General features: G+C 44.7%; 26 protein-coding genes. 10 read left to right on the top strand and 16 right to left on the bottom strand.

Annotated features, from left to right (window positions below; genetic code table 11):
- Nucleotides 1-54: 54 nt before the first annotated feature.
- The 6 genes from R7Q09_RS00470 to R7Q09_RS00445 all read left to right on the top strand — a co-directional run bounded on the left by R7Q09_RS00470 (nt 55) and on the right by R7Q09_RS00445 (nt 4,862).
- On the top strand, nt 55-1,002 hold the full coding sequence (locus R7Q09_RS00470; protein WP_213973454.1) for a ChaN family lipoprotein: 948 nt from the start codon (nt 55-57) through the stop codon (nt 1,000-1,002).
- A gap of 251 nt (nt 1,003-1,253) precedes the next feature.
- Nucleotides 1,254-1,613, top strand: a complete 360-nt coding sequence (locus R7Q09_RS00465) for a hypothetical protein (protein WP_005380688.1) — start codon at nt 1,254-1,256, stop codon at nt 1,611-1,613.
- Between the two features lie 397 nt (nt 1,614-2,010).
- Complete coding sequence (locus R7Q09_RS00460) at nt 2,011-3,588, top strand: alkaline phosphatase (RefSeq protein ID WP_258628329.1); 1,578 nt, start codon at nt 2,011-2,013, stop codon at nt 3,586-3,588.
- Nucleotides 3,589-3,724: 136 nt separating this feature from the next.
- Complete coding sequence (locus R7Q09_RS00455) at nt 3,725-4,024, top strand: ribbon-helix-helix domain-containing protein (RefSeq protein WP_171345867.1); 300 nt, start codon at nt 3,725-3,727, stop codon at nt 4,022-4,024.
- A 140-nt stretch (nt 4,025-4,164) separates the two neighbouring features.
- A complete protein-coding gene (locus R7Q09_RS00450; protein ID WP_005380685.1) occupies nt 4,165-4,560 on the top strand; it encodes a VOC family protein in 396 nt (131 codons plus the stop codon).
- A gap of 17 nt (nt 4,561-4,577) precedes the next feature.
- Complete coding sequence (locus R7Q09_RS00445; protein WP_053306679.1) at nt 4,578-4,862, top strand: putative quinol monooxygenase; 285 nt, start codon at nt 4,578-4,580, stop codon at nt 4,860-4,862.
- Nucleotides 4,863-4,931: 69 nt separating this feature from the next.
- Here the strand turns inward: R7Q09_RS00445 and R7Q09_RS00440 are convergent, their stop codons facing one another.
- Nucleotides 4,932-6,611, bottom strand: coding sequence for a mechanosensitive ion channel family protein (locus R7Q09_RS00440; RefSeq protein ID WP_005380681.1), 1,680 nt, complete (start codon nt 6,609-6,611; stop codon nt 4,932-4,934).
- Between the two features lie 191 nt (nt 6,612-6,802).
- Nucleotides 6,803-7,243 (bottom strand): YcgN family cysteine cluster protein, encoded by a 441-nt coding sequence (locus R7Q09_RS00435; protein WP_005384948.1) that lies wholly within the window; start codon nt 7,241-7,243, stop codon nt 6,803-6,805.
- 188 nt (nt 7,244-7,431) lie between these two features.
- Here R7Q09_RS00435 and R7Q09_RS00430 point away from each other — a divergent pair, with 188 nt between their 5' ends.
- The 3 genes from R7Q09_RS00430 to aqpZ all read left to right on the top strand — a co-directional run bounded on the left by R7Q09_RS00430 (nt 7,432) and on the right by aqpZ (nt 8,994).
- Complete coding sequence (locus R7Q09_RS00430) at nt 7,432-7,680, top strand: GlsB/YeaQ/YmgE family stress response membrane protein (RefSeq protein WP_005380625.1); 249 nt, start codon at nt 7,432-7,434, stop codon at nt 7,678-7,680.
- A gap of 137 nt (nt 7,681-7,817) precedes the next feature.
- Nucleotides 7,818-8,066 carry a YkgJ family cysteine cluster protein gene (locus tag R7Q09_RS00425; protein ID WP_017820793.1) on the top strand — a complete coding sequence of 83 codons (249 nt, stop codon included), beginning with the start codon at nt 7,818-7,820 and terminating at the stop codon, nt 8,064-8,066.
- Nucleotides 8,067-8,295: 229 nt separating this feature from the next.
- Nucleotides 8,296-8,994 carry an aquaporin Z gene (gene aqpZ / locus R7Q09_RS00420; protein ID WP_171344348.1) on the top strand — a complete coding sequence of 233 codons (699 nt, stop codon included), beginning with the start codon at nt 8,296-8,298 and terminating at the stop codon, nt 8,992-8,994.
- Nucleotides 8,995-9,045: 51 nt separating this feature from the next.
- Here aqpZ and recR read toward each other — a convergent pair whose 3' ends face one another.
- The 7 genes from recR to R7Q09_RS00385 all read right to left on the bottom strand — a co-directional run bounded on the left by recR (nt 9,046) and on the right by R7Q09_RS00385 (nt 14,791).
- Nucleotides 9,046-9,645, bottom strand: coding sequence for a recombination mediator RecR (gene recR / locus R7Q09_RS00415; RefSeq protein WP_017820795.1), 600 nt, complete (start codon nt 9,643-9,645; stop codon nt 9,046-9,048).
- Between the two features lie 30 nt (nt 9,646-9,675).
- On the bottom strand, nt 9,676-10,005 hold the full coding sequence (locus tag R7Q09_RS00410; RefSeq protein ID WP_005380618.1) for a YbaB/EbfC family nucleoid-associated protein: 330 nt from the start codon (nt 10,003-10,005) through the stop codon (nt 9,676-9,678).
- 82 nt (nt 10,006-10,087) lie between these two features.
- Nucleotides 10,088-12,193 carry a DNA polymerase III subunit gamma/tau gene (gene dnaX / locus R7Q09_RS00405; protein WP_017820796.1) on the bottom strand — a complete coding sequence of 702 codons (2,106 nt, stop codon included), beginning with the start codon at nt 12,191-12,193 and terminating at the stop codon, nt 10,088-10,090.
- Between the two features lie 8 nt (nt 12,194-12,201).
- Nucleotides 12,202-12,747, bottom strand: coding sequence for an adenine phosphoribosyltransferase (apt, locus tag R7Q09_RS00400; RefSeq protein WP_005380615.1), 546 nt, complete (start codon nt 12,745-12,747; stop codon nt 12,202-12,204).
- A gap of 162 nt (nt 12,748-12,909) precedes the next feature.
- Nucleotides 12,910-13,296 carry a YbaN family protein gene (locus R7Q09_RS00395; protein ID WP_080276930.1) on the bottom strand — a complete coding sequence of 129 codons (387 nt, stop codon included), beginning with the start codon at nt 13,294-13,296 and terminating at the stop codon, nt 12,910-12,912.
- A 33-nt stretch (nt 13,297-13,329) separates the two neighbouring features.
- A complete protein-coding gene (locus R7Q09_RS00390; RefSeq protein WP_005380608.1) occupies nt 13,330-13,461 on the bottom strand; it encodes a hypothetical protein in 132 nt (43 codons plus the stop codon).
- Between the two features lie 223 nt (nt 13,462-13,684).
- Nucleotides 13,685-14,791 (bottom strand): response regulator, encoded by a 1,107-nt coding sequence (locus R7Q09_RS00385; protein ID WP_005380606.1) that lies wholly within the window; start codon nt 14,789-14,791, stop codon nt 13,685-13,687.
- A gap of 289 nt (nt 14,792-15,080) precedes the next feature.
- Between R7Q09_RS00385 and R7Q09_RS00380 the strand changes: the two genes are divergently transcribed.
- A complete protein-coding gene (locus R7Q09_RS00380; protein WP_005384959.1) occupies nt 15,081-15,956 on the top strand; it encodes a LysR family transcriptional regulator in 876 nt (291 codons plus the stop codon).
- A 66-nt stretch (nt 15,957-16,022) separates the two neighbouring features.
- Here the strand turns inward: R7Q09_RS00380 and purF are convergent, their stop codons facing one another.
- The 7 genes from purF to R7Q09_RS00345 form a co-directional block, all read right to left on the bottom strand.
- Entirely contained in the window at nt 16,023-17,537 is a 1,515-nt protein-coding gene (gene purF / locus R7Q09_RS00375) for an amidophosphoribosyltransferase (protein WP_213966707.1), read from the bottom strand.
- Nucleotides 17,538-17,573: 36 nt separating this feature from the next.
- A complete protein-coding gene (locus tag R7Q09_RS00370) occupies nt 17,574-18,065 on the bottom strand; it encodes a CvpA family protein (protein ID WP_005380590.1) in 492 nt (163 codons plus the stop codon).
- Nucleotides 18,066-18,126: 61 nt separating this feature from the next.
- On the bottom strand, nt 18,127-18,720 hold the full coding sequence (locus tag R7Q09_RS00365) for an SPOR domain-containing protein (protein WP_274342315.1): 594 nt from the start codon (nt 18,718-18,720) through the stop codon (nt 18,127-18,129).
- Nucleotides 18,721-18,734: 14 nt separating this feature from the next.
- Nucleotides 18,735-19,997 (bottom strand): bifunctional tetrahydrofolate synthase/dihydrofolate synthase, encoded by a 1,263-nt coding sequence (gene folC, locus R7Q09_RS00360; RefSeq protein WP_005380586.1) that lies wholly within the window; start codon nt 19,995-19,997, stop codon nt 18,735-18,737.
- Nucleotides 19,998-20,043: 46 nt separating this feature from the next.
- The gene (gene accD / locus R7Q09_RS00355; protein ID WP_005380583.1) at nt 20,044-20,970 is read right to left on the bottom strand and encodes an acetyl-CoA carboxylase, carboxyltransferase subunit beta; all 927 of its coding nucleotides are present in this window, start codon (nt 20,968-20,970) and stop codon (nt 20,044-20,046) included.
- Between the two features lie 197 nt (nt 20,971-21,167).
- Entirely contained in the window at nt 21,168-21,962 is a 795-nt protein-coding gene (gene truA, locus R7Q09_RS00350; RefSeq protein WP_005380566.1) for a tRNA pseudouridine(38-40) synthase TruA, read from the bottom strand.
- A 142-nt stretch (nt 21,963-22,104) separates the two neighbouring features.
- Nucleotides 22,105-23,618 (bottom strand): FimV/HubP family polar landmark protein (locus R7Q09_RS00345; RefSeq protein WP_318070785.1); only part of this gene is annotated, 1,514 nt, incomplete at its 5' end.

The raw sequence follows: 23,618 nt of genomic DNA, 5'->3' as shown, positions 1-23,618 counted from the left end.
GATTCATTGCTCAGCCTCCATTAATATCATCCGGACATTTTTGGAGGCTTTTCAATGCGCTTTTCTACTTTGAGCTTGCTCTTTGCAGGCTTACTTACTGGTTGCTCTTCATATACGCACACCAACTCTCACGCAACCTCAGCGGAAGTCACTAGTTTTTACGACTACCAACTATACACCCCTTCTGGCGAGCACATCGCTCTAAGCAAACTGCCAATTGAGCTGCAACAAGCAGATGTCATTCTTATTGGTGAATGGCACACACACGCCGGCGTTCATCGCTTTCAAACCGATATGCTCAAACAACTTACGTCCTACAACCGCTCACTCGCGTTATCTATGGAACAATTTACCCGCGACAAACAACCTGTTGTTGACGCTTACCTACGTGGGGAGATCGGCGAACAGTACTTAATGAAACAAGCCAACGCTTGGCCCAATTATGAAAGCGACTATCGCCCTCTCGTGGAGTTTGCTAAGCAGAAAAATCTCCCGGTCATTGCAGCAAATGCACCAAAGAGCATTGTTCGATGCATTGGTCGACAAGGGCTAGATTACATTAACAAGCTCGATGATGATCAGCGGATGTTCATTGCACAAGCCATCAACACTGGTAGTAGTCCGTACAAAGAAAAGTTCATGGCATCCATGCATCACGGTAAGCCAGAGCAGACGGAAAAACAGTTTGCAGCTCAAGTTACTTGGGATGAAACTATGGCGGAATCTATCGTTAGCTATCTAGACGACAACCCAGGCGTTCAGATTGTCCATGTTGCGGGCAAGTTTCACACCGAGCAAGGGTTGGGTACGGCAGCATCAATCTTAAGCCGCAACCCGAGCTTAAAAGTGATTGTAATTAGCCCAACAGATAACGTGCTTTCTGATAATACAGACTATCAGTTAGAGGTTCTCGCACCACCAGTACGGTATGTACAAGATGCTCACCGCATGGCGGCATATCAACATCTAACTAAACGCAATAACGATCTTCAATGTAAGTAGCTGGTCTTCAATTTAAGTTACTACCTTGTCGTTGCGTTGCATCATCACACCGCTCCGAGTTCATCGAGTGACAAGGGTCTGCTTCCTGCTGGTCTATTTTTTGCTAATGATCACCAATAGAAACTAGAAGCGGCAAAAGCAGACCTGTTTTTATCCAAATAGCTTCAGAAATAAACTTTGCCGCCGATAAAAATATAACTGCTTTTTACCCGCACTCAGTGACCGAGTGTCGATGTTCCAAGGAGTATTCGATGAATCCAGTAGGAAGCACTTCTGTTAATAGCTATGCCAAACAATCTGTCGCCTCTAAACAAGCAAGTATTGCACAAGAAGAAACTAGTGCTTCGCCGCTGAAAGTCGAACACAATAAGGTGACGCTTTCGACCGAAGGCAAAGCGCTACTTGCCGCTCTGCAACAAATCGAGCACGACAGCAAGAAAATAGAAGCAGAAGATAAATCTGTTGGTGAAAAGGTCGAATCTTTCACGCATGGTGCGCTTGGCATGGATCACCCCGATAAAATCGAGAAAGAAGAGGATGGCTCATATTCTGCGGGTCAATACCTTTCTGCGGCACTTACCGTTGGTGGCATCATACTGGCATTAGTCTGATAACCAGTCTGATAATCGTCACGACAACAAATCCTATTTGAACCAAACACTTACTGCAGCCCATAATTTAATAAGCCAAAGAACGATATGATGCAAACGTAAGTGAATTCGACCGCTCTTGTGGCCCGATAATACATGCTCGTTTATTGCTCCCTAAACTAGGTTTCTTGTGAAGGCACTGAATGGATAACTTTAGTCCATGCTTTCAACTCCTAAGCGTAATCCAAGCCCACGTTTGTGGGCTTTCTTCTTTCCAAACTAACGAACGTTAGAGAGCGACTCATTTTTTCTGCAAAACCAAACAAAAACGACAATTTGGTTAAACTTTTATTACCGACACAAAACCTTCATAAATCATTGCTTTAATGCCTGCGCTTCAATAAACAAGGAAAATATAATGAAGCGCTTAGTATCTCCAATCGTTACGGCAGTGGCTGCATCTACCCTCTCTTTCAACGCACTCTCAGCTGAAATCAAAAACGTCATTTTGATGATCGGCGACGGCATGGGTCCTCAACAAGTTGGTTTACTCGAGACCTACGCAAAACACGCACCTAACTCGGTTTACAAAGGCGAAAGCACAGCGTTATACAAACTCGCTCAAGAAGGTGTGATTGGATCATCACTGACCAATCCAGAAGACGCAATTGTCGTCGACTCTGCGTGCTCAGCTACGATGCTAGCGACAGGAATCCCTACCGCTTCTGAAGTCATTGGCGTTGATAGCCAAGGCAACCATGTCGAAACTATTTTGGAAAAAGCCAAAAGTAAAGGTAAAGCGACAGGGCTCGTCTCTGATACGCGTATGACCCACGCAACGCCAGCAGCATTTGCCGCTCATCAACCACATCGCTCCCTAGAAAACAATATTGCGGCGGATATGCTCGAAACAGGCGTAGACGTGATGATGTCTGGTGGACTTCGTCATTGGATTCCAAAGTCGACAAACGACAAGGGAGAGACATACGAGCAACTTGAAAAGCTCACTCAAGGTAATGTCTACCTAAAATCGAAACGCAAAGACGAACGCAACTTGCTTGCCGAAGCGCAAGACCAAGGCTATAGCTTAGCTTTCAGCCGCGATATGCTCACACAAGCTAAAGGTGACAAATTACTTGGACTTTTTGCTTACTCGGGCATGAACGATGGTATTGCCTACAGTCAAAGCAAAAACGATCCAAAACGCACGCAGCCATCGCTGAAAGAAATGACCACCAAAGCAATCGACATTCTTTCAAAAGACAAAGACGGTTTTTTCTTGATGGTTGAAGGCGGCCAAATTGACTGGGCTGGTCACAGTAACGATGCAGGTACGATGCTGCATGAAATGCTTAAATTCGATGAAGCGGTAAACTCAGTTTATGAGTGGGCAAAAGGCCGTGATGACACCCTGATCATTGTTACTGCTGACCACGAAACCGGCTCTTTTGGCTTTAGCTACTCATCAGCAAACTTGCCTAAACCACAAAAACGCGACGGCGAAGCATTCAAAAATCAGGATTACGCGCCAAACTTCAACTTTGGTCAGTTCGAGATCCTCGATGGTTTATACAACCAAAAGAAAAGTTACTACGGCATGATCAGTGAATTCCAAGCGCTTGATAAGAAAGAGCAAACTCCAGAGAAGTTTGCGGAAGTCGTGAACGCAAATAGCGATTTTTCGATTACGCCTGAGCAAGCAGAACGCGTATTAGCAAGTAAACCAAATCCATACCGACTCGCTGGACACAAATACTTAAGCGAAGAGAACGTTCCGACAATCAATGACTTTGATGCTTTCTTTCCTTACAACGACCGTGGCAACTTGCTAGCGCGTGAGCATGCAACAAAGCAAAACACAGTATGGGGGACGGGTACTCATACGCATACTCCAGTCAACGTATTTGCTTGGGGACCTGCAGAAACTATCCTTCCGGTATCAAAAATCATGCACCACTCGCAACTAGGCGAGTACTTGAAACAACAAATTAAATAATCAACTTGCACCCACTTCACAACTCGTGATGTTTCAACGCTCTCGCAAGGGAGCGTTTTTTTATGCATGAAAACAGTTGACGTTTTAAATCGTACACCACAATAATTATGGGTCTTTAATTATATGAATAAAGAAAATGTGCGAAATCTTTGCTAAGCAACCCCAAGACAACTATCAGTTCATCACCCGCTCTATCCGTATTGATGGTCACGCGACCAGTGTAAAACTTGAAGCTAGCTTTTGGACAATTCTTGAGGAAATCGCTAGTGCTCAAAACATGACGGTTCCTAAATTCATAAGCACTGTTTATCAAGAAGCACTCGAATACAATGGTGAAGTGAACAACTTTGCCTCCTTACTTCGATGCGCTTGCCTCACGTACGCTCGCCAACCTCAAGAGACCACTCGTCAAGCACTTGCGCAACTTGACAGTTAATAGCAACCAACCGACCAATAACCATCCTAGGCTGTGCATCCGTATTATAAACCCTTGAACATCTTCTAATTTGTCGTACTAGAGTACTACCCAGACTCCTTTTGAAATCGCTAACCTATGCGGACTATCAAGGAGTACCCATGACAAAAATGATTCACACCATGATCCGAGTAAGTGATCTGGACCGCTCTCTACAATTTTACTGTGACGTACTTGAACTAGAAGTCGCTGATCAATACATCTTTGATGGCTTTTCTCTAACCTATCTAGCCAACCAAGAAACTGGCTTTGAATTGGAACTGACGCACAATCACGATCAAAGTGAGCCCTACACTCACGGCTCAGGCTACGGCCACCTTGCCGTCAGCGTGGAGGACATTGAACAAGCCCACAAACGCATTAAATCTCTCGGCATTGAAACTGGTGACATCAAAGCCTTTGACCATCAACAAAAGCATTTAGCAACGTTCTTTTTTGTAACCGACCCTGATGGTTACAAAATTGAGTTCCTGCAACGCCAAGGGCGTTACCTATAACAAAAAGAGTAAACATTATGATTCACTTGACGGCTACCTTTCATGCACAACCGGGAAAAGAACAAGAGTTGAAAGAGGTACTTACCCAAGCGCTCGAACCTACTCGCAATGAAGAAGGTTGCGTTCGTTATCAATTGTTCCAAGATAAAGACAATGCATGCCACTTCGTTTTTCAGGAGCAATTTAAAGACCAACAAGCATTTGAGCTTCATGGTAAAACAGAACACTTTGCTCTTTTGATTAGCCAGATCGACAACTTGTTAGAATGCGAGCCAAAACTGGTGTTCTTTAACGAACTGTAACTATAGCGCTAACCGAAGATCAAAAAAGGCACTCTATCTAGAGTGCCTTTCACTAGTTGGGAGCTGTGATTAAGCGTCTTGCTTCTCCACCATATGCAAATGCACATCTTGTTGTGGGAAAGGAATCGAAATACCTTCTCGGTCGAAGCGTAGTTTCACTTCTTTTGTCACATCCCAGTATACATCCCAGTAATCATCCGTTTTTACCCAAGGACGCACAATAAAATCTACAGAAGACGTATTTAATGTATGAACTTTGATCATTGGCTCTGGAGTGCGAAGTACCGAAGGGTGAGAGGTAATGATATCAGACAATACTGACTCCGCTTTTAAGAGGTCATCCGCATAGCCAATGCCAAACACCATATCCACGCGGCGAATGCGTTCATGCGTGACGTTCTTAATAACATCTCCCCAGATTTTGCTGTTAGGCACAATAATAATTTGGTTATCAAACGTACGGATTGTGGTGTTCACCAAACTCATATGGCTTACCTTGCCATCCACACCGCCAGCATACACAAAATCACCAACATCAAATGGGCGATAAATAAGCAGCATCATACCCGCCGCGAAGTTGGATAACGTGTCTTGCAACGCGAAACCAATAATCACACCAGCAATACCGAAACCGGTTAGGATTGGCGCTAGGTTCAAACCAAGCTGAGATAAGCCCACCATGATACCGATCACCCACACGAATTTGCCGGACATCGAGATAAAGAAGTCCTGCATCAAGTGGGAAAGTTTTAAGTTTTTCGATGCAACTGCTTTACGGACGACTTTGCGAGTTAACTTAGCCAGTCCGCGAGCGATCAATAAAATCAGCGCAAAAACAAACAACTGGAAGATATGCTGCGGTGCATTCTCGGCAAACCAATCCAGTGCCGAGTTGGACCAGTGACTCAGTATTGACCACACAACTTTGGTATTCAGTAAATCATGGGTGATATTACCCGTCACTTCAAAAATTTGGCGTTTGTATTCAGACGTTTCTAAACCGACTTTATCACCAATTGAAATCAGGTTGCGTAAGCTTTCTGTCGCAATATTTAGCCTTTGTTTAGTAATGAGCTGACTAAGTTGCAACGACGCTTTTTCCGACTCTGGGCTAGACGAAAGTTGGGAGCCAATGATCTCACTTTGCTGACTCAAGTACTCAATTGAAGCAGACAGTAAGCGCATACGTTTATCAATTTTATCTTTTAGTTCCGCTTCTGCGCGCTCGTTTTGGGCCCCTAGCTCCTTCAACCAAGCGAGATTTTGCCAGCTCGAATCGAAGCTAACATCAAGATAACGCTGTAGCTCTCGATAATCATTAACAAGAGCAAGCTTCTCTTCATCCTTAGCCTTATTTAAATCCTCGACGACTTTCTTTATTTTTTCCGATAGATAGTTCGTCGCATCCTCAGAGTATTGTTCTTGTTTTTTAACTAGCAAGATCAGCTTGTCGCGAGAGATAGTTTCACGTTCAATCGCTGACGCTAACTGGCTTCTTAATTCTTCATTCTTTTGGAATAGTTGCAGTTGAAGGGCATCACGCTCGTCGCCACTCGCTTGCGAGAGGCTTTGGGATAAATCCACAATCTCTCGGTTCAAGTTGTCAATCGAGATTTCGGCAGCAGAAGGCTCTTGGATATCGTCAGTAGCAGTCGCATGAACAGCCATTGGGGAGAACATAATGACGGCAAGTGCGAATAATGTCACCCAAGATGTCAGGCGCAGTTTCTGGGGGAAATGAAACGTCATGTTTACCTCATAGGAAACAATCCTGATCAAAACAATCAGGAATAGAAGTGTAAAGCGTTGAAATCATACTCCTAAGTTTACAACACTAAATAATAAACTGAGCAGCATTTCGTTAGCGAGACGTCAAAGTTGGGAGCCCCAATAGCAAACAAGCCTTTCATTGATTAAATGAAAGGCTTGTTTTTATTCGACTAAGGACGGTTGGGATGATTTAAAATGTGGTCTTCCCAATCCACCACATCAATCTCGTAAACAACTTTGTTACGGACACTTTCCCCTGCCGCATGCATTGCGGACTTAGAGCCGGTAATCAACGGATGCCATTCTGGTAAAGGCTGCTTTTCAGCCAACAGACGGTAAGCGCACGTGTGTGGCAGCCAAGTAAAATCGTCGATGTCTTCTCGGGTCAGCTTGGTGCACTCTTCACCCGAAGTGAAACGGTTTGGGTAATCCTTACATGAACACGTTTTACTGTTCAGCCAGCTACAAGCCACATTGGTATAGTAGATTTCATCGGTATCTTCATCCATCAGCTTATGCAAACAACATTTGCCACAACCATCACAGAGAGATTCCCATTCCTCTTCTGTCATCTGCTCTAACGATTTACTTTGCCAAAATGGAGTGCTCATACTTCAGGTCTCACCAAGGGAATTTAGGGGGCGATTTATACTCTTCTCAACGCAAAAGTTCAAGTTTTGAGAAGATCTTGCATCCTTCCCACATAACGGTGGAGATATTCAACTACTTTCGTTTTACTGTTCTATCCTTAAACAAGTTTCCATTACTCAATTGATCAAGAAGGCATTAAGGAGTTTTCATGGGTATTATTTCTTGGATTATTTTGGGCTTAATCGCCGGCGCACTTGCTAAATGGCTCATGCCAGGAAAAGATGGGGGCGGTTGGATTGCAACAATGTTACTTGGTATTGCAGGGGCATTTGTAGGTGGCTTCCTTGGCGGCATTCTCGGTTTCGGCGGAGCCACTGGCGTCAACATTGGTAGTATCATTACCGCAACACTAGGCGCATTTATTCTGTTGTTTGTTTATAACCGTTTCTTAAAATAATCACGATGATTTAAAAGCAAAAAACCAAAAAGGGAGCGTAATGTTAAGCGCGCCCTTTTATTTTTTTCTTTCTTCACTCTTCCAATCCACGTCAAAATGACCATAATTGCCCCCTTAATTTTTAAGAGGTTTACATTATGGATTGTCGATTAGGATGTGGAGCGTGCTGTATTGCGCCAAGTATCTCTTCACCAATACCAGGAATGCCCAAGGGCAAACCTGCAGGTGTTCGTTGTGTGCAACTCAACGACGACAATTTGTGCAAGCTATTTGGTAAGCCTGAACGCCCTAAAGTCTGTCACGATTTTAAACCGTGTCCGATTGTATGCGGCAACACCAATCAAGAAGCACTCGACAACATCACTGAATTAGAACAATTGACGTAATGCGACTCTAGACCACACGTTTAAAGTTAGTACCTCGGTTGTTTCTCTCAGAGGCAGTAATCAAAGCAAACTCAAGATTTAGCACTTTCCCCCTCTGCTTTTTATCTCACCCTTGAGAACTCTTGCCACATAGCGTTCCATTTGCGGTTTTCGCGCGATCTCCCTCACAATTTATTGACAATTCTCGACTATGTTCAGCGGGTCATTTAATTAAAGATCAGGAAAGAACATGAATAAGTATTTGGCTGAGGCTGTTGGCACGTTCTGGCTAGTGTTAGGCGGCTGTGGTAGCGCGGTGTTGGCTGCGGGTTTCCCTGAAGTGGGTATTGGTCTGTTGGGCGTTTCTTTGGCATTCGGTTTAACCGTTCTGACGATGGCATTTGCTATCGGTCATATTTCAGGTTGTCACTTGAACCCTGCAGTGACAGTTGGCCTTTGGGCAGGCGGTCGTTTTGAGACAAAAGACGTTGCTCCCTACATCATCTCACAGGTGATCGGCGGGCTTATCGCAGGTGGCGTGCTTTACGTTATTGCATCTGGACAAGCAGGATTTGATGTTGTGGGTTCTGGCTTTGCCGCCAATGGTTATGGTGAACACTCTCCAGGCCAATACTCGATGATCGCTGCACTTGTGACTGAAGTTGTCATGACGATGATGTTCCTGATTGTCATTATGGGTGCAACAGACAAACGTGCGCCACAAGGCTTTGCACCTATCGCAATTGGCCTGTGTTTGACTCTCATTCACCTGATCAGCATTCCTGTCACCAATACGTCAGTAAACCCTGCTCGTAGCACGGCAGTCGCAGTATATGTGGGTGAATGGGCGGTTTCTCAGCTATGGCTGTTCTGGATTGCTCCTATTGTGGGTGGCGTGCTTGGTGCGGTTATCTACAAAAACCTTCTTGGTAAAGAATCGAACGATTAATCGTTCCTAACTCCCAAAATCAAAAAAGCCGCTGAATTCAGCGGCTTTTTATTAAATTCTGTGTCGACCTAATAGCGAATGTGACAACGTCGTGCCATCAACAAGCTCTAGCTCCCCACCGACAGGCACACCATGCGCGATGCGGCTGGCATCAACTTGGTGCTCTTTACATAGCTCTGCGATGTAGTGGGCAGTGGCTTCACCTTCAACTGTTGGGTTTGTCGCCAAAATCACTTCGGTAATATCACCGCGACGTAAGCGGTAATCAAGGACATCCAATCCAATATCACTTGGACCAATACCATCTAATGGCGACAAATGCCCCATAAGAACAAAATACCGACCAGAATATTGGCCTGTTGCTTCAACGGCTGCGATGTCTGCCGGGCTTTCTACCACACAAATTTGACCATTTTCTTGGCGTTTTAGGTTGGTACAAATGTGACAGACTTCTTCTTCGGTGAAGGTTCGACACTCAGTACAATGACCTATTTCTGTCATTGCCTGACTAAGCGCATCTGCAAGCTGCAAACCGCCTTTTCTATCGCGCTGTAACAAATGAAAGGCCATACGCTGCGCTGACTTGGGGCCAACCCCAGGTAGACAACGTAAGGCCTCCATCAATTGCTCCAGCATATGACTGGTACGCATTAAAAGTCCGCTTAATTAAATATCAGCAGATTAGAATGGCATTTTCATGCCTGGTGGTAGTTGCATACCGCCAGTTACAGAAGCCATTTTCTCTTTTTGAGTTTCTTCAACACGACGGGCTGCATCGTTGAACGCCGCAGCGATCAGATCTTCAAGCATTTCTTTGTCGTCTTCCATCAAACTTTCATCGATGTCAACACGACGTACGCTGTGACTACCAGTGATAGTAACTTTAACTAGGCCAGCACCAGACTCGCCAGTTACTTCCATATTCGCGATTTCTTCTTGAAGCTTTTGCATGCGATCTTGCATTTGCTGGGCTTGCTTCATTAGGTTGCCCATACCGCCTTTACCAAACATGTTTATCTCTCTGGTTTAATGAGGTGTTGCATCAATTAATGGGGTTATACCTTTGGGTTTTCAACCCCATTCCATTCGATTATTAGATAGGGCGCACACTATCTTTATCAAGCTCTGCAGCAAAACGACGTTCAATAAATTGAACATTTGGATCGTTTTCTAAACTGTTCAGCGCTTGCTGTAATTTCTCTTGGTAGAGCCTATCTCTCAGTTCAAGTGGTGTTTCTCCACTCTCCCCTATTTCGATGCTCATGTGGCACTCTTCACCCAACACGGTATTAAGTGCTTTAAGCAATTCGGCTTGAGCTCTATCAGTATTCAAATGAGCTTGGCTGCTTCTCAATAGTAACGAAACGGTTGTTCCTTCCTTACTATAATGAGAGTTTAGCGCAAGTTGCTCTACCAGCTTAGGGATCTCCATTAAGCTGATTAGCTTCGCCCATTCATTATGTTCTAATGACTCATCGATGAGCTTTTGTGCCATTTCAGGCGTTTTCTCATGCTCAAGTGCCTGCTTGAGCTGCGTAGGTGTCAGTTTTGTATTTACTTTTGTCTCAACAGGCTTGCTTGGACGCCAGCGATACGCTTCCTCAACTTGTGGCTCCGTCGACTTCGGAGCTGAGTTTGGCGACACCTGCGCGGAATTGCCATGCAATTGCGCTACTCGGTCGATAACCGATTCTGGTTGTGCAGATGCCGCTTTAGGCTTTTTTGAGCCACCATTTTGAGGAGTGTTCTGTTGTAGGCCTTGACGCTGAGAACGTAATTGGTGACGCAAACCGCTTAGACCGCCGCGCGCTGGTGTTGAAACGCTCTCTTGCACTTGTTGAGGTGGCGTTTCATGTTGCGGCGCTGGGTTTTCGCTCATCGGCGGCGCCATATCATACTGTGGTGGAACCGTCTCATATCCACTCGCTTGATACTCAGGTTGCGAACTGGATGAAGGTTGAGGCGCCGCTTGTGGTGTGCTTTGTGCTGGACTCGGCTGCTGAGCTCGAGGAGCCGCGGCTGTCTGAGCTGGCGCAGCCTTTGGTTGACTGGTACTTTGAGCCGGAGATGACGCTGGCTCGCAGTTACTAGAAACAACATTTGCCCCACTGTTATTTGATGGGCGGAACGCCATCATACGCAGCACAATCATTTCCAAACCGACTCGCCCATTTGGCGAGAGGGTCAAATCTTCACGACCTTTCAATGCAATTTGATAGTAAAGCTGAACGTCTTGCGGGCTTAGAGCTTTACTCAACAGCTCAATTTTCTCTGCATCTGGTTGGGCTCGGTCTAACGATGCGGGCAACGCTTGATACATCGCAATTCGGTGTAACTGTGTTGCGACTTGCTGCAACAAACCATCCCACTCGACACCATTTGCTGCTAATTGCTGGATTTTATCCATGGCTTGTTGAGGTTGCTTGCTGCTGATTGACTCTAGTAAGTGAATCGCTTGGTCGGTATCAATCGTCCCCAACATGTGGCTGACAATATCGGTTTGCACCGCACCGTTACCTAAAGCAATTGCTTGATCAGTCAAGCTAAGAGCATCACGCATACTGCCATCTGCAGCATGTGAGATCATACCCAACGCTTTTGGCTCTGCTGAAACTTGCTCTTGACCTAGGATGTAATCAAGTTGCTGGTGAATATCATCAACGCTGATTGGTTTCAGATGAAACTGAAGACAACGCGACAATATAGTGACAGGCAGCTTTTGTGGATCAGTTGTTGCGAGTAAGAACTTCACATACTCTGGCGGCTCTTCCAGGGTTTTCAACAACGCATTGAAAGAGTGACGCGATAGCATGTGCACCTCATCGATGAGGTACACTTTAAAACGTCCACGAGCAGGTTTGTATTGAACGTTGTCTAACAGTTCACGAGTGTCTTCAACTTTAGTACGTGATGCTGCGTCGATTTCAAGAAGATCGACAAAACGACCTTCATCAATTTCACGACAAGTATCACACTTACCACAAGGTGTCGCGGTAATGCCGGTTTCGCAGTTCAAGCCTTTGGCAAACAGCCTACCGATACTCGTTTTACCCACACCACGAGTCCCGCTGAACAGATAAGCATGGTGTAAACGGTTTTGCGCCAGTGCGTTTTCCAACGCCGTCAGGACATGTTTTTGTCCGACAACTTGGTCAAACTGATTAGGACGCCATTTTCGCGCTAAAGCTAAATAACTCATTGAATGTATTAATGTCCTTCAAAATCGCAGATGCTGTACACGTTTAGACCTAGTGCTTCTAAACGTTTATCGCCACCGATTTCTGGTAGGTTGATAACGAAGGCAGCGTGCTCAACTTCACCACCCAGTTGGCGAATCAGCTTAGTCGTCGCTTCAATAGTACCGCCCGTTGCCAATAAATCGTCGACAACCAGTACTTTGTCGCCTTCAACGATGGCATCTGTATGGATTTCTAGTGTATCAACGCCGTATTCAAGCTCATAAGATTGAGCAACAGTAGGGCGTGGTAGCTTGCCTGGTTTACGCACTGGTACAAAACCAACACCTAGCTCAAGCGCTAAAGGCGCGCCAAATAGAAAGCCACGAGCTTCCGTACCCACAACCTTGGTAAAGCCCATATCTTTGTAACGTTCAACAAGTAAGTTGATCGTCGCTTGGTATGCTTTCGCGTCTTCAAGAAGGCTCGTCACATCACGAAATAGAATGCCTGGCTTTGGGTAGTCTTGGATGCTTTTGATGCTAGATTTGATCAGTGAAATTGTTTCTGTAGTCATAATACCGATTTACTTAGATTGGCTCATCGCCCTCTCTAATCGCAGTATCACGAGGGCAACGAACAATAGGTTTTCACCACTATGTGCTTATTTTCGTAAAAGTCACAGGCGCTGAAAATACAAACGCCCACTCGAAGAGCGGGCACACTATTCTCTACAATCTTAGTGATTTTCTTCTCGGTCAGCAACCAACTCAATCACAGGCAGACGCATAAACCAGCTGAGTAAAACGATTAGCATCACTAAAAGACCAATTTTTACCCAAACGAGGGGGACAACAACGATTGAAACCATGAAACTAAGCGCAATAAAAATCGCACCACGCTTTTTTACTTTTGAAGTAACAGCCCGATGCTTATGCCAATTGTCGAGAATGGGTCCAAACGTTTTGTGGTTATGTAACCATTGATGAAATGCGGGGCTACCACGCATAAAACATGCGCTAGCAAGCAAAATAAAAGGTGTGGTGGGTAAAAGTGGAAGGGCTATGCCGGCTATGCCGAGCACAATACAGAGTCCACCAACAGTATTGAAAAAGTAACGCTTAATACGAATGGTGAACTCCGGTACAAAATAGCTAGATTAAAAGCCTGCGTAACCATTCATTACACGAAGCCAGGTTAGCGTTGCAGGAAGTGTTGGTATCAAAAGAACTGCAATAAAACCTAAAAAGTAAAAAATATTATAAGGCTCTTTAAAATCTTTGTCTGCCATGATGTGTCTTCTCACTAGTTGACTTTGCTTCTCCCAAGGCACAGCGTTAAATTATCGTTGCACAAATGGGTCATTATTGTTTTAAGCGCTGACTATACATTAAACAGCCAAATCTAAACACCAGTAAAAAGTAAGGTTATTGAACTAAACGTATGTTGTTTTGGTGGTTCTAAAAAGATAATAAGCAGCGTAAGGACGCTGCTTATTGGTTTGCAAGTCATAATTATACTAGTCGGGATTTCCGGGTAATACTTAAACTAAAACTTGAAGAACCTAAACACCCGATAGACAACTGTCCTGCAACACTAAGCGGTAAATCGCGGGTGATGAAGTTTTTCATACTTCCTCCCCCTAAACGGTTACCTGCTGCGATGTGTTGATTCGTATTTCCGTCAGACCAATGGCTATCTAAACCCGCAGGCAATATAGAGACCGAGGATGAAGCGAGGTCGGCGACACCAAACACAGCATTGACTGCACCCGCACACTCCGAACACTCAATTCCTTTTTCAATGATCCCTACCATGTCCTTGAGATCAGCACTGAAACTTTTCAAGTTACGGAGATAATCGTCAAACAATGCCCTAACGAGCAATGTCGTCGCAACTCCATCATTAGCTTGGGAAGCAGAATCAACGAGATAAAACGCAAATTGACCATTCATTAACCAACGATAATCGAAAACCAAGGGCATCACATCCGTCGATTGCAATAAACGGTACGAGCAGCGCCAATCTCCCTGAGCAGCATCCTTCTCTGGCAATAGCGCTTGCAGTAAATCTCTTGCCGCACTCGGATTCTGTTGTAAATATTCCAGATGCCAATACAGCTCTTGTTCATCTGGGATTTCACCACCATCATCAACCCTGAACCACTGACTTGAAAAGTCACGTTGTTCTGAGAAGTGGCTATCGGTATCTTCTAGCGTATTCTCTATCGCCTGAGATAGGTGCTCATAATTACCTATCGGTTTAGGAAGAAAATCTTTAATACCAAATCGCAACGCTTTCGCGACATCGGACATTTCATCCGTGCCTGATACCACGATAAGCGGCATATATGGGTATTCGAGACTAACTTCTTCGACGAACTCGATACCATCTAAGACCGGCATCGATAAATCACATAAGATAAGATCGGGTTGGCATTCCCTGAGTTGTTGAAGCGCTTCTAGGCCGTTTTCTGCTTCTACTACTTTAAAACCCTGACTTTCTAAATAGGCATTGGTTACTTTACGAAATATTGGATCATCGTCCACCAACATTATTAGTTTTTGATTAATCACTTCCTGTGCCGAGACCATTGCCGTTTGACTGTGAGTCTTAAACATACCTTTATCCCTCACAAAGCTCAGTCAAAAAAACAGATTTATTATTAAGTCATTATTTTTGTTGTGTTTACTTCCAGCAAAACGTGTCACAGCAAGACCTGAGGCCGCTTCGCCTTGTTATAAAACTTAGCTCGGAAACTGCATTAATACAAATATTACGGCGTATAACAGTATTTACTCAAACAGGGTTGCTGTGTTCAAATGATGCAACATGTTGACTTAAAGCAAGCTTTGATCACAAAGTTAATTATAAATTAACCGTAATCGGTAATTTAATGTGTCTGGAAATATGAAATTAGATGACTTAAACCTGTTTCGACTGGTTGTCGAAAATGGGAGCTACACCGCAACTTCGCGAAAAACCATGATCCCGGTTGCGACCATCACCCGACGCATTCAAGCGCTAGAAGACTCTGTCAATCTTCGACTATTGAACCGTCATGCTCGCAAACTTTCGCTCACTGAAGCAGGGGAACGTTTTTACCATGAGTGCTCTCCTTTACTACAAAGGCTAACAACTGCGGCAGAGGAAATCACTGACGACTGCCGAGGAGCATCCGGCAAGATTAAGATATCCGCGCCTTATAACTTAACTAAACGAATGATGATGCCGATGTTCAACAGCTTTATGAAGCAGTACCCGGACATCAACATTGAGCTAACGACAGAGAATAATGCGGACAAGCTTGACCCTACTGAATGGGATGTAATTTTTCGAGTGGGACCGCAACGCGACTCTAGCCTCATCGCGCGTAAGATTGGCGAAGTGAAGGATATTCTCGTTGCAAGCCCTGACTATCTAACCTCGAATCCTGCGCCTCATCATGCAGAAGAGCTCTCTAACCATTCATTGCTAAAAGGGTACCCGCTTATTAAGTGGACCTTGATTAATAGCAAAGGCGAGTCTGTGGTGAATGTTGATCGTGGTCGTTTTCAAGCAAACGCGCTCAATGTGGTGCGCAGTGCTTGCTCCGAAGGTTTAGGCATCACACTAATGCCAGATGTCATGATCAAAGAGTACATCGAGAGCGGCGATTTGGTACGCGTACTGCCAGATTGGAGTGCAAACCCGCGCGACATTTATATGCTTTACAACCACAAAGACCACCTGCCAGAGAAAGTTCGCCTCTTTATTGACTTTGTGATCGCTTATAACATTCACTAACTAGATAGCGAAAACAAAAAACCAGAGCCGAAGCTCTGGTTTTTTTACGACTTAAGAAAGCGCATCCTATGCGCCTTCGTTATGAAGCTCTAGATTTGCTAAGTCCTGTTGGATTTCAAGTTGTGTTTTCGCATCATCGTTACGAAGACCATCTAAAAAATCTAGGTATCGTTGGTCAATATCACCCGTTACATATTCCCCGTTAAACACGGATGTATCGAACTGAGTAATATCTTGGTTTCCAAGACCGACTGCCTCTACCAAATCTTCTAGACGTTGATAAATAAGCGCATCGGCACCAATCTGCTTACAAATTGTATCGTTGTCACGGCCATGGGCAATAAGCTCTGTAGCACTTGGCATATCAATGCCATATACGTTCGGGAAACGAACTTCAGGAGCCGCTGAGACCATGTACACTTTCTTGGCACCAGAATCACGAGCCATCTCAATAATCTGCTCTGACGTTGTACCACGAACAATAGAGTCATCCACCAGCAACACATTCTTACCTTTGAATTCCGAACGAATAGCATTCAACTTGCGACGTACTGATTTCTTACGTTGTTGCTGGCCAGGCATGATAAAGGTACGTCCAACATAACGGTTTTTCACGAAACCTTGGCGATAAGGGATATCGATCGCTTGAGCGATTTGCAGTGCAATGTCGCAAGACGTTTCAGGGATAGGAATGACAACATCGATATCAAGGTTTGCGTAATCTTCACGAATACGTTCGCCCAGCTTTTTACCCATTTCAACGCGAGCGCTGTATACCGAAATTTTATCGATGAACGAATCTGGACGAGCAAAGTACACGAACTCGAAAATACAAGGGTTAAGCTTAGGATTATCTGCACACTGCTTCGTGTAAAGCTCACCGTCAAACGTTGCGTAAATCGCTTCACCAGGTGCAACATCACGGACGAAATCAAAACCGACCGCATCCAATGCCACCGATTCAGACGCAACCATGTACTCTGCTCTGCCGTTAACTTCACGCTTACCTAAACACAGCGGGCGAATACCGTGTGGGTCACGAAATGCAATCATACCATGACCAATGATCATAGCTGTCACAGCATAAGCACCGCGAATTGTGCGATGAACATTGGTGACTGCGCGGAATACGTCTTCGGTCGTGACATTTCCTTTTACTGAGTCAATTTCGTGCGCCAGTACATTTAGTAATACTTCAGAGTCTGAAGTGGTATTGATATGACGGCGATCTTTTTCAAACAGCTTCTGACGAACTTCGTTAGCGTTGGTCAAGTTACCGTTGTGGGCAAGTGTAATACCGAAAGGAGAGTTTACGTAGAAAGGTTGAGCTTCTGAAGCGCTTGAACTGCCTGCTGTAGGGTAACGAACATGACCAATTCCGACCTCGCCTTGCAGGCGCTGCATGTGTCTTGCTTCAAATACATCCTTGACTAAACCGTTCGCCTTACGCAGACGAAAACGATTGCTTTCTATGGTACAAATACCAGCGGCATCTTGGCCACGATGCTGTAACACCGTTAACGCGTCATAAATAGACTGGTTTACAGGCGTTGTGCCCACGATTCCAACAATACCACACATGTCCTAATCCTCGATTTGCGACAGTAGCTGGCACTACTAGATAGTGCCAGACAGAAAACTTGATGTTGCTTGTAAATGCTCGAAGAATGGGGCGATGATACGGCTGAACTCAGGGATCAACTGTGAATCTTTCCACCAATCCGAGCTTGGGAATGCAGTAAACGCATCCATAAAAAACAGCACCGCAGAAACAATTAAGACTCCGCGTAGACCACCAAATACAATCCCGAGAATTCGGTCCGTACCTGATAGCCCTGTTTTTTGTACCAGTTGACCAATGACGTAATTCACCACTGCACCAACTACCAAGGTTGCGACAAATAACGCCGCAATCGCCGCTCCGTTACGAAACATATCATCTTCGATGTTGGTGAAGTACACCGCCAATTTGGCATAGTAATTACTGGAGATAAAAAACGCTCCGAACCAAATCACCAAAGACAAAGCTTCTTTAGCAAAACCGCGAACTAAACTGATCAGAGCTGAAAATCCGATCACACCTAAAATGATAAAATCTATCCAATTCATCTTTTCTTCATCTTAAGTTGGCGCGCATTTTAACAGAAAAAATGCCGACGCAAACGTTTTCTTATGGATTTAATGGCTTAAATTTAAGCAATTGACCTTTTGATCCTGTAATTTTTTGTAATTCTTGAACTTGTCGTTCAAGTTTACTTTTTGACACATCAGGGCCAACAATCACTCTCGTAAACTCGTTTTCTTTCTTTGTGTGTGCTTGATAACCACGCTTTTGCAAATCCGCGACAAGCGCGACAGCATTTTCGTGATTCTTAAGTGCCATCAACTGAATGATCCAAGCTGAATCTTCATATTGATTTTTCTCTTGAACAGGACGAGTGACGACCTCAACTTGATCTGGTTGTTTGATGACCTCAGGTTTAGATGTTGGCACTGGCTCGGGCTCAGAAACGGCTACTTGAGCATCCTCACGTTCTTGCACTACAGCTTCAACCGGAGAATCCGGTAACGTAATGTCGTCTTCCACTGGCTCTAATATTTCGAAGTTTTCCACATCACTATCAAGTTCTGGTTTGATAGGAATACTGGCAAATTCTTCTTTGTAGTGCAGTTTCTTACCATCTAGCACATCGGGAAGAACAATGACTCCGACTGCGACTAGAATGATGGTGCCGACTAAACGACTTTGGAATTTACTTGCCATCAAAATACCTTTACTTATTTATTATTTGATTGCCAATGTTCCAATACCTCTCCGACGGTATGGAATGAGCCAACCACCAGAATAACGTCTCCTGCCTTTGCGTGGCTTCTCGCACTCTCGAAGGCGTCAACAGGGTTTTCAAAATGAACTTGCCCATCAGGTAAGTATTGGCACAATTCATCAGCGGTCGCCGCTCTCGGTCCAGTAAGCGACGCTGGATACCATTGTGTTGCAACTGGAGTTAGCGCTTCAATGGTTGCTTTAATGTCCTTGTCATGCAGCATTGCAACCACAATATGGATATTCTTACCCAGATATTGTTGCTTCACTCTTTCTACCAAATACTCAGCAGAGTGCGGGTTATGAGCGACATCAAGGACTATTTCAGGTTCGTGATGCAGTACTTGCATACGCCCCGCCAAACGAGCATTATTCAAGCCATTGACAATATTTATGTCAGTGATTTGCAATTCCGAAGCCCCTAGTGCCATCAGTGCAGTGGCTGCATTTTGTAATGGTAGCGATGGGATTGGTAAATCCTCTAACTCAAATGCCCCACTGCTCCATTTCCAACCATTATCAGTTAGTTGGTAATCGTACTGAATACCTACTTGGAAGAACTCAGAACCAATATCGTCAGCATGAGCCGCCACGGTCGCTGGTGGCGTCGGTTGACCACAAATTGCTGGCTTCCCTGAACGGTAAATGCCCGCTTTTTCAAAACCAATAACATTGATGTCATCACCAAGCCAATCCACATGATCGATCGCTAAGCTCGTAATAACAGAAACATCATGGTCAACAACGTTAGTGGCGTCTAGACGGCCGCCAAGTCCTACTTCAAGTAAGACAACGTCAACTTTCTCTACTTGGAAAATACGTAGCGCAGCAAGCGTACCGAATTCAAAGAGGCTAAGGCTAACATCACCACGCTGCTTTTCTACATAATCGAATGCTTCACAGTGCTTGGCATCTACAACGTCAACGCCATTAATGCGTACACGCTCGTTGTAACGAATCAGGTGCGGAGAACTATAAACACCGACTGAATAGCCAGCATCAAGTAAAATGGCTTCCATTAACGCACACGTTGAGCCTTTGCCATTGGTTCCGGCAACGGTGATTACGGTTGGAGCTGGTTTGGTAAGATTGGCTTTGTTTGCTACCGCTTGGACACGGTCTAAGCCTAGATCAATTGCTGAGGAATGAATATTTGCTAAATAATCAAGCCACATCTCTAATGAAGATGTGGCTTGAGGAATTGGGTTTTGGGTCATCTAACTTTAACCATTAAATTCTTTGGTTTTTATGTTAGTTGATACTTTACCCTTTTTCGTCCGCTTCTGGTACAGAATATGGCTCTTCATTTGGAGATTCGTTAACCGAAACCACCAAAGGAGACTTGTGGTTAGTCATCTTAGCGATAAGACCACCCACACGCTGACGCATTTCACGACGGTCAACGATCATATCAATAGCACCGTGATCAAGCAGGAACTCACTACGCTGGAAACCTTCAGGAAGATCTTCACGTACAGTTTGCTCGATTACACGACGACCAGCAAAGCCAATGAGGGCCTTAGGTTCACCGATGTTGATATCACCCAACATAGCCAAACTTGCTGATACACCACCCATTGTAGGGTCAGTTAGAACAGAAATAAACGGCAGACCTTTTTCTGATAAACGCTCAAGCGCAGCACTGGTTTTTGCCATTTGCATAAGAGACATTAAAGCCTCTTGCATACGAGCACCACCACTTGCTGAGAAACAAACAAGCGCACAGTTATTTTCAATGGCTGCATCCACTGCTTTCACAAAGCGAGCACCAACGACTGAACCCATTGAACCACCCATAAAGGAGAATTCAAACGCACACGCCACAAGCGGCAGACCAAGCAATTCACCCTGCATCACAACTAGCGCATCTTTCTCACCGCTATTTTTTTGTGCAGCAGAGATACGCTCTTTGTATCGCTTAGAATCTTTAAATTTCAGTTTATCCTGTGGCTCAAGTTCAGAACCTAATTCAACTCGATTACCTTCATCTAAAAATGTTTCCAAACGACGACGCGCTTTCATACGCATGTGATGGTTACACTTTGGACAAACTTCTAAGTTACGCTCTAGTTCAGCATGGTATAAAACCTGTTCACAAGAGGTACATTTAGTCCACACACCTTCTGGGATAGAAGCTTTGCGTGAACTTACTAGATTGCTTTTCTCTAAAATCTTTTCAAGCCAACTCATGGAAGACCTTTTCTCTCAACTCTTCCGCTTCATTGCGAAAGATATAAATTCGACATAATACCGACGGATTAAACCATATCTTGCAGCTACTGTAGATAAAAAACTGGTTGTACCTATTTTTGATATCGTAAATAGCGTATGTTTTCCGTTCACATTCAATGTAAACACTACCGATATTTTGAAATAAGTTTGTAAAATTAGTTCAAATTATCTGGTAAAAACAGTGGACCGATCGGCACTTCAGGTAACCCAAACTCTTCTGGGTAGTCTACATCTACCAGGTACAGACCTTCCGCTTTCGCTGTCGCACCCGCTAGTTTGCGATCTTTGGCTTCTAATAACCACTTGATCCATTCAGGACTCTCTTCGCCACGTCCAACTTTTATCAAGCTACCCGTGATATTACGAACCATATGATGCACGAACGCATTGGCTTTAATATCAATAACCACATAGTTTCCATGGCGCGTAACGTTCAGATGCATCAAGTTTCGAAATGGACTGCGAGACTGACAATGCGCCGCGCGAAACGACGTAAAATCATTTTCGCCGAGTAGGAACTGCCCTGCTTCATGCATTTTTTTCTCGTCGAGCTCACCATGATAGTGACTAACCCCCGAGTTTAAGATGCCTGGACGTAAAGCATGATTGAAAATAATGTAACGATAACGGCGCGCTGTCGCTGAGAATCTTGCATGGAAATCATCTGAAACTTCCTTAGCCCAACGAACCGCTATATCGCTTGGCATGTTCGCGTTTGCGCCCATGGTCCAAGCTACCATTTTTCGAGTAACGTTGGTATCAAAGTGCACAACTTGTCCCGTGCCATGCACGCCTGCGTCTGTCCGACCAGCACACTGAACTTCAACTGGGTGATTAGCGACGACGGACAATGCTTTCTCTAGCTCTTCTTGGACACTTTTCACTTCTCTTTGGCGCTGCCAACCAAAGTAGTTTGTACCGTTGTACTCGATACCTAATGCGATTCTCATCTTAACCTTCGAACTCTAAAATGGGGCGGGAAGTATATACTCAAGTCACCTCAAGTTGCCAGTTTCACCAAGGGTGATATAAAGGTAGCATCATACTAACGGGACACAAAAAGGGTAGCAAACGCTACCCTTTTGTTTCAGTTTATCGGCCATTAATTGCATCAATCAGGCTTTTTGCTTCGCGGCGAATATCATCCTCACCGTAAACAATCGCCTCTTCTAGTAGTTTAATCGCCCCTTGAGAATCGTTCATCTCGAGATAGATTTTAGCCAAATCCAGTTTCCCAGCAGCTTCAGCATTGCTATCTACGTCAATATCGCCGATCTCGCCGATAACATCTGGAAACTCGTTCAATCCGACATCGAGCTTAAGGTCTTCTTCTTCGAACTCACCTCCTTCTCTGTCGACCTGAGCCATCAATTCATCAATCGTCATAAATTGATTTTTCTTCGGGTCGAAGTCATCCAAGTCGCTTTGCTCTGCCCAGTTTTCTTGCGCGATCTCTGGCTGACTTAGTGCATCACTCGAATTCCAAACATCACGCTGGTCCTCAGGCACTTCTTCAGTAGAACTTACGTTATCAGCAGCGGGTTTAAAGCCATCCCAATCATCTCCAACATCAAGCATGGTTTCAAAATCCATACCTGCACTTGCGATGGTGTCACTGTCTAGTTTACCTTCAAATACTTCTGAGTTTGCGTCTTCCGCAAGAAGGTTAGCCATTGATGATTCATCATCCAAATTACTGAGCGGCTCACCCTCTGTCGCTGTTGACTGCACTTCTGGGTCAGTATCAAAGCCGTTTTGCTGCGCAAATACTTCAAACAAAGCATCATGATCGTTATCGGCTTGAATAGCTGGTCTCGATGTCTCTGCTTCAACCTTAGGGCTCTCTGGCGCACCCTCGTTCATTGACGCGAGAACATCTTCCTCATTGAACTCTGGAAGATCTTGGTCGTCAAAACTTAACTCTTCATCCTCACCGGAGATTGGTTCTATATCTGCAGTCTCAGAGCTCGGTAATTCTGGCTCTTCTTCCATCGACGCCAAGGCATCTTCTTCGCTGAACTCTGGCAAATCGAGCTCATCAAAATTGAACTCTTCTTCGGACTCAGCTGGCAAGTCGGCTTCAACCTGTTCTGGCTCAACGGACTCGGACGTTTCTAACGCAGGTCCGCCAGCCATAGACGCCAGTGCATCTTCTTCACTGAACTCTGGCAAATCGAGCTCATCAAAATTGAACTCTTCTTCGGACTCAGTTGGCAAGTCGGCTTCAACTTGTTCTGGCTTAACGGACTCGGACGTTTCTAACGCAGGTTCGCCAGCCATAGACACCAATGCGTCTTCTTCGCTGAACTCTGGCAAATCGAGCTCATCAAAATTGAACTCTTCTTCGGACTCAGCTGACAAGTCGGCTTCAACTTGTTCTGGCTTAACGGACTCGGACGTTTCTAACTCCGGCTCATCCGCCATAGACGCCAATGCGTCTTCTTCACTAAACTCAGGAAGATCCAGCTCGTCAAAATTGAACTCATCTTCTGATTCAGTTGGTAAGCCTGCTTCAACTTGTTCTGACTCAACGGACTCGGACGTTTCTAACTCCGGCTCATCCGCCATAGACGCCAATGCGTCTTCTTCACTAAACTCAGGAAGAT

This window comes from Vibrio sp. 2130-1 (assembly GCF_033339515.1).
This window is presented reverse-complemented; position numbering and strand designations above follow the sequence as displayed.